Origin of the sequence: Kroppenstedtia guangzhouensis (assembly GCF_014637345.1) — a bacterium.
Taxonomy (GTDB): Bacteria; Bacillota; Bacilli; order Thermoactinomycetales; family DSM-45169; genus Kroppenstedtia; species Kroppenstedtia guangzhouensis.
In genome coordinates this window covers 1-11,482 of sequence record NZ_BMEX01000030.1, presented here as the reverse complement: position 1 = coordinate 11,482, position 11,482 = coordinate 1, and the positions used below count along the sequence as shown (strand labels likewise).

The following is an 11,482-nucleotide window of genomic DNA, read 5'->3' as shown; positions in this document are numbered from 1 at the left end:
CAGGTCCCGGTCTTTGAGTTCACTCCCCAATTGATTTTCCAATTTCCACCCGATATAATGGGGGTGGAGGAGGTGCAACTCCTCCACCTTCGGGGCAATCGGTCGACCGCCGCGGCGGCCGATCCGCCCAGGTTTCTCTGTGAACCCGGAAACAGTATTGGGTACTAGCTGCCGGGCCACAGGATTCGGGTAGCCGTCCTCAGGAGTTCGATCAACTCGCTGAGGACGGCTGTTTTAGGCAGGTCAACGAACAACAGGACGAGCAAAGCGTGCAAAAGCCGCTTCCATCGTTCCCTTCGCTGCCGCTTCCTCCTTGGGGGAAGCGGTTTGCCTTGCCGCTGCCTTCTCGGAGGCAGTGGCCCAACCGAACCTGGGATGGCTTCACCCCCTCTCTTCCCTGGGGGATCCGCCGACCCGGCAACCACACCTATCCGATTGTCCCTGGCGGGATGACTCCCACCAGGAAGAGTATACCATACACTTCTGTCAAGATTCTATCTATTTCACCTTTATTCGAATCGTTCCTTATTCCTTATCCGCCAACCAGGGAATCGGATCGACCCGCTTTCCATCCTGACGGACTTCAAAGTGAAGGTGGGTTCCTGAGGAATTTCCGTTGTTCCCCATCGTGCCGATCCGCTGGCCCCGCCTTACCATTTGCCCGGTTTCCACTTGAATATCTTTCCAGTACATGTGAGCATAGGCCGTTTCGATTCCCCCTCCATGGTCGATCACCACCAAAGTGCCATAACTTTGCCCATCCCGGTCCTCCTTCCGAACCACCCTTCCGCTTTCTGCAGCATAGATGGCTCGGTTCCCTCTGCCGGAGAAGTCGATTCCCCCGTGATTTTTATAACAGGTAAATCCACAGCTGACTTTCGTTTCCGCCGGACGAGCCAGCATTCCATATCCCAAGGTTGCCACGATCTGTCCGTTTTTGACCATTGGTTGGTACTGTTTGTAATACTTCAACACTTTAGGTACGTAAGCTTGAGTTTCCTTGTATGGAGGGATGCCATTGTATTTGCTCACTGCCCCCGGCCCCGCATTGTAGGCGGCCAGGGCTTTCTCCAAGTCACCATCATATTTCTGAATGTGGGCGGCCAAGATCTCCGTCCCCCGGAAAATGTTCTCCCGTGGATCCCAGAGATTCGCCCCCTGGGCATTGAAGGGCATCACCTGCATCACCCCGCGAGCGCCCGCCTGGGAGCCCGCTTTTGGATTAAAATTAGACTCCGCTTTGGCCACGGCGGCGATCAATGCCGGATCCACCCCATACCGGGCTGCCGCTTCGTTGATGATGTCCGCATACTTGACCCCGGCTATCTGGCCAACCGTCCCCTGGGACCCGGGAGGTTCCGTGGTAAAGATGGAGAGCAATCCCACCCCCAGCACTGCCAAGATCGGAATCAGAAATAACAGCGCCACCGCCAGGAGAATCAAAATGACTTTCCAACCGCCGGCGGCGACTGCCGCTTGAGTTGTCCGCTTCACCCCCTGTTTAGCCGCCCACTTCACTCCCCACTTGACAGCAGACTTGGCGGCGGTTTTGGCGGCAGACTTCGCAAAATCACTCGCCGTGGAGGTCTGGGTACTCAACCGGCGTCACCTCCTGTACCCGCCATTTCCCGGCTTCCCGAATCAGAGCGACTTCGTGAACCACTTCATACTTTCCCTTTCCCCGGCCCAGGGTGGCCCACACGTTCCAGACCACCTGACCTGCCTCTTCCCGGTGGTAATCTTCCACCCGGTTGGCTTTCATGGATTCCACCGATTGAGGCCCCGCCGGTGTCAGTTCCTCCAACAGGGAGGCTGTTACCCAAGGGCTGACCTTCTCCAGAAACACCTTCTCTTTTTCGGGCCCATATTGGAGATACACTTTCACAAAATTGATAGCCACTTCCCGGGCCTCTTTTCGATCCGCTTCGGAGATTGCCAGCACCTCCTCTTCATCAGAATCCGCTTGGGGGACAGAAGCTTCGGGAGGTGTTTGTGGAATGGGCTCCGGATTGGATCCGACCCACCCCAGGTGGATCAGAAGATGCCGGGTACCAAAACCGACAATGGAGAAAACCAAGAGGAGGAACACGAACAGCCGGCGGCGTCCACTGGGAAGATTGGGATTAAACAGTGTTTTCCACATACACCGGTCCTCCTCTTAGCTCGTTTGTTGATTCGCTGCTTGTTGGGGCGGTTGAGAGGAAGTACCACTTCTTCGCCGGGTTCTCCCTTGGCGGTTCCCCCTCGATGAACCCTCCCGACCGGATCCCGGATGATTTCCACCACTTCCGCGGCGGCTCAAGCGCCGTGTCATGTAGTAACCCCTTCGGAGTTGGTTGGTGACCATCCCCACGCCGCCCCTCTCTCCTGGAATGTTGTCCACGCTTCGAACCGGCGCCCGGAGGATGTCCAAGATGTCTTTTCGCTTCCAGATCACACCGATCACGAGGATCAATTGTACCGTGATCGTCCAGATGTATCCGTAATCCGAGGAAGGTACCGTGCTGTACAGGACTTGAGAAATGGTCAGGAGGATAGACAGAAACACTGACAGGACCAATTTCATCAGGATCGCCCCCACCCAGCGCTTAAACCAGTTGATCGCCACATAGGTCCAGCTGGGGATGATCGCCATCAACAGCGCAAAAGGGGCAAACAGGGTCAAGATGATGAACAGCAGCTGGAAGAATAGAATAGCAGCCGCAATGATCAGGAAACAGATTCCCAAAATGAGGTGGGTGATCCAGAGCAGACTGACCACAGTGAACCGCTCAAAAGTTCCAGCCGTCGTCATCATGTGCGTGTTCTCTTCATTAACTTCTTTCCTAACAGCCTTCATTCGTTCTTTACTTGCAACCTTATGTCTCAGAATCTCATCCGCCCGCTCCTGGGTGATCTCCTGTGGCGGTTTGCCATATTGGAGCAGAATATAAGGTTCGTAGATCAGCATCTCATACAGACGATCCGCCATTTTGAAACTGATCGCTTCTTTGGGGGTTTCCCGGGGTTCGGCGGGAGTGATCCCCTTTTGGAGCTGTCTTTCTTCTTCCAGGATTCGGGCTTCACTCTTCGGAGTCAGATCCACCCCGACTCCGAGCACTTCCTGACTCAAACCGGAGGAGATCTCATTCAGATACTTCATCACTCCGGAGGCGTTTCCGAAAAGGGCCAGCGCCAGGATCAGAACCAGCAGTGTGGAGCCCAGACCGGAGGCCGCCCGGGTGGAAGCCCGCTTGACTATCAACATATAGGCGGCCCAGGCACCGGCCAAGACAATCATAAAGGTGATCATCTCCCCCCAGATGCCATTGGAACCAATCCCATCGCCATCAAAACCGGCAATCTTCTGTACCACAGAGCCGACCGCGTCTGCAAAAACATCGACAATATCCGTTGAAAATCCGTTTTCCACCACGGAGATCACTTGGAAGTCAAACACCACTAGGGCCTGCCACATACTGTTGATAATTTGGTGAATAAAAAAGTGTCCGGTATTGGAAGCACTGTCTACGATTTCCCAGAAATATGTGTCATCCAGAACCAATTCCAGAGAATACTGGCTGGGGTAATAATCGTTGTAACGGATGGAGTAGCCCAAATCTTCCTCTACATGTTTCAGACGCTCTTCCGGGAACTTCACCGCATAATCGTAAGCCGTGAGATGTCCCTCTCCCAACTTCTTTTTTTGAGTCCCCGGAGAAGCAAAATCGTCTGGTTCTCCCGCTTCCTGTTTCTTTTTCTCTTCTTCCTTCTTCTTTTTCTCCGCTTCTTGGACTTTCTTGTAGGCCTCCAGATCGTCCGGCAGATCCCCTTCCCCAACCTCGCGCTTCGCCTTTTCTTCTTCCCGTTTTTTCAGATACTCCTCATACTTCTTTTTTTGCTCCGGCCCCCAGGTATCATTGTCATCAGCAAAAGCAACGGCGGCGGCAATGACCAAGGGGAGTGTCAGGATCGCCAAAACAATCCCTATTTTTTTCTTCACGGCCGGTCATGCACCCCCTTGATGACCTGCGGGACCAAATCCTGGGTTTCATACACCCATTGTTGCAAACTCATGTCGTGAAATGTTTTCCATCCTCCTTTCGCTCTGAAGACCGGAAAGTACTCCTTGCGGGAGACTGAATTGAAATTAGAGCTGGGATAATCCAATTGATAGTAATACAAATTTTCATTTGCTTTGTATTCGATCAACCGATATCCCGGATACATCTCCGTAAATTTCTCTTCGCAACCACTCTGCTTATCTGAATAGTACTCCTTGGCATCCTCATAAGCCTCTTTGGTCAGAAAAATTTTTAATGTCTTCCAATCCAAGCAGTAAAAAGCATCCTTCACTATGACCGGCACGTCCCGGGCACTGACGCCGTTGATTGTCTCCGGTTCGTCAATGTCGGGGGAGTGGGTGGGAGAGACTCTCCCTTCCCCAATGGACGCCTTTTCCCCCTCCTCATAAGCCACCACCACCAACAATGCAATCGCAACAAATCCACCCACCGCCAACCACCAGCCAATTCCGGACTCTTTTTTCATCAGATAACCGCCTCCTTGTGCTTCCTTTGGGTTTGCTCCATTTCCCCCAGATCCTCCTCCGATCCCGGTCGGGTGTCAAAAGCCCGCAGCAGGCGTTCCTGAACCGGGTTGACCCGCAATTCATTCACCCGATTTTCCAGATCCGACATCAGGCAAGTTCCCGCCGGCAGATTTTTGATCATGTCGATGTTATCGTCATTGGCCTCAATCCCAAGCAATTCACAGGCGGCGACCGCCTCTTGGGGTGTATCCGGCCCAAATACAAACTGATATCCCACATTCATCTTGATTTCGTCACCGATCAGGTCCTTGGAGGCCGACTGAGAGACGATGTAGATGGCCGAGTTTTTACTCCGTCCCGTTCGGATCAACTCTTCCAAAATATCCCGCCCTTCCTTCACTTTGGAGAGTCTCCAGGCTTCATCGAAAAGGACAAATTTGAATTGATCTGATGTCTGGTTGGAAAACCGACGACTGAAATCGGAAATCGCCATCATCACCGCCAGCCCAATCCGGCCGAAATCGGTTTCCCCGTCCTGGGGGAGGACCAACCCCTCCACCTGAAGGACCGTTAACTGCTGAGTGAGCTCAATCGGTTTTTGAGTTCCGTCACCGAACAGCAATTGGGTCTGGCCGGAAAATGCCTGGTAACTGAGAACCTCGTGAATTTCCTCCAACCGGTCCCTTCGCCGTTCAGGTGCCTCCTCCATCCGTTCTTTCAAGTATTTCAAAACCTGGAGCATAGAAGGATGACGAGGGTTCTCCCGATCCCGGGCTTCAGAGATGACCTGATCGACAGCCCGCCCCAGCACCGTCGCTTCATAGGTCCCATCCGGGGTACGGGCCAAAAACTGAAGAATCCGTTTGGCTGTCTCTCCTGCTTCCACCAACTCCTCTTTGGAGGCACCGGCCAGCGGGTCCAGCTTTCCCCGGTCTTCCTCTACCGATCGAAGCGTCACGATACGGGAGATCTCCTGTAATTCCGGCAGGAGCCGAAGCACCTTCCTCCATTCATCCTTTGGATCAAAGACCACCCCTTTGGCCCGCATCAACAGTGCAGTATAGGCAAGAAGTTTGGCCAGAAGACTTTTTCCTTTCCCAACCTTCCCAACAATCACGGCGGAACCTGTCGTGGTCAACTCAGGATGGCGGGGCCCCCGATCATGGAGGAAAAAGACCGGTTGGTGTCCGGAATCTCCAATATAAAAACCCTCGCCGTCTCCCAGTTGTCGGCTGAATCCGATCATACTGGCGGCCACGGTGGCCGGTTCCATAAAGTGAATATAGTCGGTGATCAACCGTTCGCCCCCGGGGATCATTTCGTTGAAGGACCGCCATTGATCCCCATAGGGAACCTCCACTTGGAACAGTTCATCTGTGTAAAGATCCTGAACCGCCTGAACCCGCAACTGCAGTTCTCTTTCGCTCGCAGCCGAAACACAAAGGATGATGGAGGTTTTGAGGATTGGGAATTTGTCTTGACTCAAGTCCCTTTCTAATTGGTTGGCCTCACTTTCGCTTTCCGTAAGCTGCTGGGATGCCCGAACTCCACTGTCTTCCGCGTGCTCATCTTCAGCCGCAATCTCCTTCTTTTTGTTTCGAACCTTGTCCAAAGCTTCCCGATAGTCCAGATACTCGGTTCGGACCGAAGCTTCCACCCCATAGGGGAGACGGTTCAGCCAGAGAAGCCATTCATCCCCCGGGAACTCCAGGTGATCCGGAAAATAGGAAATGGTCAGGAAGGCCATATAACCCTTGCGCGCTTTCCCGTCCACCACCTGTTCCACCGTCAGACGCCGACCGGCAGTGGCATCAAACAAGCCTTCCGTCAGAGTCAGAATCTCCCGTTCCCGGGGGCGGCGGGCCTTTTTCCCTTTTGATTGAATCCGATCCGCTTTGGGTTCCCATCCCTTTCGGATGGGGACCTCTCCGATCCCCCGGTAAAATCCGCGGCGAATCAGCCATTGAATCTCTTCTGCAGTCACACGCTCCCCGGCCAAATCCTCTTCGATTCGATCAAATACCAGCTGCTCTTGCATCGAGTACGCTTCCATCTCTTCTTCAAAAATCTCCGGGGCATCCACCCCGGATCGATCGGCGAGATATCGTTTGAAATCCTTGGCTGCATATTTGAGTTGAGCGAAAAAGGAGCCGCTCACATCGGTCTCCTGAAGTCGTACAAACATATAAAACCGGTATTGACTGACCTCCCGCCCCCGCAGAAACTCCATGCACTCCTCAATATAACGGGTCCCTTCCTCCGCCAATTCTTTGGGAGGTTTTCGGAGATTCCAAACGTTAAAGGGCTCCGCAATACTTTGAAAACGCGGAACAATCAAAGCATGAGTATCTGCTTTTGTATTCCAGTAGAAACGTTGCAGTCGGTCATGGAGAGTCAGTTGATCGTGTTCCGACCGATACTCATAATGTTGATCCGGCAAGGCGTACCCTGCGTATACTTGACCGTTGATCCCAAAAATCAGGTTCCCTTCAAAATACTTTACTGGAAAAGCTATTCGGGTTGCCATATATCAGCCATCCCTCACGTTTTTCACTTTGTTTCCGTGGTGCGATAGGCCACGACCCCTTCGTATTGCCACCTTCCCCCCTTCGGCTCCTCTATTTCCTGATATCTTCGAAACTGGCGGGGAGACAGCTGGTATTCCGCCCAGCGCCAAAGAAAACGATGCGGGGCCTTTCCATCCATCAACCGGCTTTTTTTGGTGAGGAGCCAAGCGGAAAGTGCCGGAATTCCAATGAATTTCACCAGGTAGGTATTTAACAGCGGCACAGAATCCATTGTCCAATGGATCGGGGGAATCGAATTCAGTACCAGCATCAGCGCAAGCGTGCTGACGAAAAATCCTGCCTGTCGATAGGTCACCGGGAAGGGAAGTCGAATCCCCTCCACGGAATAGACCGTCTTCTCTATCCGGAAAACCTGGTTATAGGTTCGTAACACCTTCATCAGGACAACCAGCCTTCAAAAATCCACTTGAAACCTTTCTCCCCCAGTCCCGTAATGGTTTCCGGACTGAAAACAAAAACAGCTACAATCATGGCAAACACCGAAAAACCCAGAAATGCAGTAAAAGCCCGTTTCATAAACAGGTAGACGGCAACCACCGCGATCCCCAACAAAAAGAGGGAACCGATTTCCTTGCTCCCCCCTTCGAGAAGTTTCTCTCCTGGTCCGGCAGCAAGGTAAATGGCAAAGTGATTCATGTCGATCCTCCCTTTCTCAATGACGTTCGTTCTGTTCGATCTGCATCACATACCAGCGCGTACCTTCCTGCGCCAGATAGAGGGTATAGGGGTAAGTCACCTCAGCGCCGGACGCCAGATCCTGAAAGAGAACCGTACATTCCGCCCGGTAGCTCTCCCCTTCCTGATAAACACTCAGATCTTTCATCTCCAGAAAGGCGAGAATTCCGGTCAACCCCTCCGTTTCCCCCTCTCCCTTCATGAGGTAACGGATCTCCTCCGGCTTGCCGGTGGTATAGGTTTTCCAGAAGGAGTTCAAAAACGTCTCCACATCCTCCTGAACCACACTGTCCACGGCGTCCCCTTTTTTCTCATCGGCTTCCGTTTCTGACGGTGAAGCCGTTTTTGGCTCTGTTACAAAGTAGGGGGGCGCGATCACCAGGAAGGATTCCCCGGCCTTCTCCATCGGGATCTTCATCCATCGATCTACCCGCTTCTGCTTTTTCCCTTGGCTCATCTGAAGCTGGGCATAGATCAGCGCCTCCCACTTCCCTTTGCCCAAAGGCTTGAGATCCCAGACCTCCACCTCCCGGGCCCAGGAATCCCATTCCACCTTACTCATGTCCAATCCGGCTTGAGGATCCAACTCCGGATGAAGATAGGGCTCCAACCGCTCTTTGCGGGAATCCTCCTTCTCCTTCGTCCAAAGAAGATACTCCCGGGCAAAGTTGGTGGCAAAGGTTTGGGCACTCAGCTGATTTGATGGGATTTCGGCCTTTTTTTCGGATGTCGCCTCTGCTTCGGCCGTCCGTGGGGACGATGGAATCACCCCCAGTTGAATGGACCATGCCAGTGTGGTAGAAAAGGCCGTGTAACCGATCAGACCGTAGAAGCCAATTCGTTTCCACTTCCCAAACTGTCGTGTATTCAGTTCCGTCCCTCCTCTCCATTTCGGCTGGCTACTGGCTTTCGCCTCATCAGGCCCGGGGCACCACCCCCGGACGACGGCGGCCGGATCCCGGACCACCGTTTCGCCTTTTTTGGGAGATAGGCATCTTATTTTTTGACTTCCACCAGTTCAGCTTCCATCACGTATCTCTTCGGAGCGTAGCCACTGTACAACGCGGACAGCGGCCAACAGGTATAGACTCTCAAGACTGGTTCTCCCACCGAAGAAATGACTGTTTTGTCCTTCTCGTCAGCCACCCAGGTCTTCTGAACCTCATAGATAAAGGTTCCTTCCCGGGTCTGAATGGTCATCTCATCCCCTCTCTGAATCTCCTTGGCCCGGCGGAAGGCAGTTTCCCTGTGTCCGGCAAGGACGCAATTATCCCCTTCTCCGGGGAGGACTGAGGTCTGGTGATGGCCCACCCCTTTGGAAAGCTCCCGATCCCCGGTTCCCTCCCAAATCGGGATTTCCGCATCAATTCGGGGAATGATTAAGGTTCCGACTTTTTTTCCGGTGCTGGGGCGCTCTTCCCAGACAGTGCTGGTTCCTTCATCCGCCAGATCCGGTTCAGGCTCCGGCTGTGATTCCGACTTTGCCATTTGGGCTGCCAAGGATTCCTCCGGTTTCGGCTTTTCATACGCCTGGGCCTGCTGCACCTCCGACCACATCTGGATCCCGAAGTAGCCGCTGAATCCCAATCCACCTAGGCCGATTAACCCAATGAGGATGAGCAATCCCTTCTTCCAGGCCGGCTCAGGGTCATTCAGGTAATAATACCGCTCCACATCCTACCCGCCTTTAATTGGTGAACACACCAACAACCTGCTTCCGAAACCGAACGGCCAAGGTAGCCACCATCCCGAAGATTCCGAAAGACAGCATCAGAAGCGGCAAAGTTTCTGAACCGGTTTTGACCATTTCATCCGATTCAGTTTTCGGAGCTTCTTTTTCATCCCCTTTGCCTGGAGAAGAATGATCAGAAGAAGTTACCGAGGAATCTTGGTCATCGTTCTCTCCTTTACCGCCCTGGGCCAGGACAACATCGTCCTGGAAATCCTCCGATGTGGAAGGTGGAGATTCCGGATGATGTGAAGATTCTTCCTTCTTCTGATTGGATCCTGACGATGTGTACTCTTCCTGTTTCCCCGCTGGTGCATCATCGGCATGAGATCGATCAGGAACATCGGTAGATTGATCCGTTTTCGGTTCCTGACTCTCTGGCTCCACAGGTTGATCGATCTTCCGTTGATCGGGTTGATTTTTTTGCTCCGGCACTGAATCTGTGGGAGCCTGTCCAGACACGGGCTCTTCAGGTTTGGACTCGCTCCCCGGCACTTCCTGGCTGGCCTGCGGCGGTACTTCCCGGGTCGGCGCTTCATCCAGCGGAGCTTCTTCTGAACCGGGAAAAGCCATCACAGTAGACCCAAACAATGTCATAGAACCAAATATCGACAAGCAAACAATTGTCCAGATATTTTGTTTGTTCATAGCTTCCTCCCAACGGTGATTCATATCTTTCTGCTCAAATCCTCCGGTTGGATGATTCCGCGAACCGATTCATTCCCTCCTTTTCCTGATCTATCACCCCCTGGAGTTTGAGAAGGGCGGAGATCATGGTTGACTACCCATGATTTACCTCCATACTCGATTATAGATCATGGATCTCTTAGTTCAATAGTTTTTTATGGCTATTACTTTTTATTTATCGGTTGTAAACCCCGACCGAGCATCCTCCTTTTCCTTCGAAGATGCATCCCAACCCCATCCCTTCACACCCTTGCCACCTTATATCCAGAGCGTAATTCATTCAGGCGTTGAACCGTATTTATTGGAATTCTTTTGGCCAACAGGATGGAATGTTTACTTCTCTGGAGTCCTGATCGGTTTTTCAAGGAAACTGAGACCGTGACCCACCACGCATCAAAAAAAGACCAGGTCCCGGTCTTTGAGTTCACTCCCCGATTGATTTTCCAATTTCCACCCGATATAATGGGGGGTGGAGGAGGCCCAACTCCTCCACCTTCGGGGCAATCGGTCGACCACCGCGGCGGCCGATCCGCCCAGGTTTCTCTGTGAACCCGGAAACAGTATTGGGTGCTAACTGCCGGGCCACAGGCTTCGGACGGCCGTCCTCAGGAGTTCCATCAACTCGCTGAGGACGGCTGTTTTAGGCAGGTCAACGAACAACAGGACGAGCAAAGCGTGCAAAAGCCGCTTCCATCGTTCCCTTCGCTGCCGCTTCCTCCTCGGGGGAAGCGGTTTGCCTTGCCGCTGCCTTCTCGGAGGCAGTGGCCCAACCGAACCTGGGATGGCTTCACCCCCTCTCTTCCCTGGGGGATCCGCCGACCCGGCAACCACACCTATCCGATTGTCCCTGGCGGGATGACTCCCACCAGGAAGAGTATACCATACATTTCTTTCAGGATTCTATGAATCTTGAATAATGGATCCTTCTGAAGACGCCCTTTTATCCATTGGGACTCATGACCCTTCCACAAAAAAAGACCAGGTCCCGGTCTTTGAGTTCACTCCCCAATTGATTTTCCAATTTCCACCCGATATAATGGGGGTGGAGGAGTTGCACCTCCTCCACCTTCGGGGCAATCGGTCGGCCGCCGCGGCGGCCGACCCGCCCAGGTTTCTCTGTGAACCCGGAAACAGTATTTGGCGTTATCTGCCGGGCCACAGGTCGGAGACGGCCGTCCTCAGGAGTTCCATCAACTCGCTGAGGACGGCTGTTTTAGGCAGGTCAACGAACAACAGGACGAGCAAAGCGTGCAAAAGCCGCTTCCATCGTTC

At 53.1% G+C, this 11,482-nt stretch carries 10 protein-coding genes and 1 other RNA gene; all 11 read right to left on the bottom strand.

Features of this window, described 5'->3' with window-relative positions:
* Positions 1-525: 525 nt before the first annotated feature.
* On the bottom strand, positions 526-1,599 hold the full coding sequence (locus IEV46_RS17085; RefSeq protein WP_188433726.1) for a peptidoglycan DD-metalloendopeptidase family protein: 1,074 nt from the start codon (positions 1,597-1,599) through the stop codon (positions 526-528).
* Positions 1,571-2,143 (bottom strand): hypothetical protein, encoded by a 573-nt coding sequence (locus IEV46_RS17080; protein WP_188433725.1) that lies wholly within the window; start codon positions 2,141-2,143, stop codon positions 1,571-1,573. The genes IEV46_RS17085 and IEV46_RS17080 overlap by 29 nt, the downstream gene beginning before the upstream one ends.
* A 15-nt stretch (positions 2,144-2,158) precedes the next feature.
* Positions 2,159-3,982 (bottom strand): CD3337/EF1877 family mobilome membrane protein, encoded by a 1,824-nt coding sequence (locus tag IEV46_RS17075; RefSeq protein WP_188433724.1) that lies wholly within the window; start codon positions 3,980-3,982, stop codon positions 2,159-2,161.
* Positions 3,979-4,530: a hypothetical protein gene (locus tag IEV46_RS17070; RefSeq protein WP_188433723.1), complete on the bottom strand. Its 552-nt coding sequence runs from the start codon at positions 4,528-4,530 to the stop codon at positions 3,979-3,981. Before IEV46_RS17070 ends, IEV46_RS17075 begins: the two co-directional genes overlap by 4 nt.
* Entirely contained in the window at positions 4,530-7,058 is a 2,529-nt protein-coding gene (locus IEV46_RS17065) for an ATP-binding protein (protein ID WP_188433722.1), read from the bottom strand. Before IEV46_RS17065 ends, IEV46_RS17070 begins: the two co-directional genes overlap by 1 nt.
* 23 nt (positions 7,059-7,081) lie before the next feature.
* Positions 7,082-7,498 carry a TcpE family conjugal transfer membrane protein gene (locus tag IEV46_RS17060; RefSeq protein WP_188433721.1) on the bottom strand — a complete coding sequence of 139 codons (417 nt, stop codon included), beginning with the start codon at positions 7,496-7,498 and terminating at the stop codon, positions 7,082-7,084.
* A complete protein-coding gene (locus IEV46_RS17055; protein WP_188433720.1) occupies positions 7,498-7,755 on the bottom strand; it encodes a hypothetical protein in 258 nt (85 codons plus the stop codon). Before IEV46_RS17055 ends, IEV46_RS17060 begins: the two co-directional genes overlap by 1 nt.
* A gap of 16 nt (positions 7,756-7,771) precedes the next feature.
* Positions 7,772-8,563 carry a conjugal transfer protein gene (locus IEV46_RS17050; RefSeq protein ID WP_188433719.1) on the bottom strand — a complete coding sequence of 264 codons (792 nt, stop codon included), beginning with the start codon at positions 8,561-8,563 and terminating at the stop codon, positions 7,772-7,774.
* A gap of 137 nt (positions 8,564-8,700) precedes the next feature.
* Positions 8,701-8,771, bottom strand: an RNA gene (locus IEV46_RS17045) — hammerhead ribozyme type II.
* Positions 8,772-8,790: 19 nt separating this feature from the next.
* On the bottom strand, positions 8,791-9,468 hold the full coding sequence (srtD, locus tag IEV46_RS17040; protein WP_188433718.1) for a class D sortase, LPxTATN-specific: 678 nt from the start codon (positions 9,466-9,468) through the stop codon (positions 8,791-8,793).
* 13 nt (positions 9,469-9,481) lie between these two features.
* The gene (locus tag IEV46_RS17035) at positions 9,482-10,171 is read right to left on the bottom strand and encodes a hypothetical protein (protein ID WP_188433717.1); all 690 of its coding nucleotides are present in this window, start codon (positions 10,169-10,171) and stop codon (positions 9,482-9,484) included.
* Between the last annotated feature and the right edge of the window lie 1,311 nt (positions 10,172-11,482).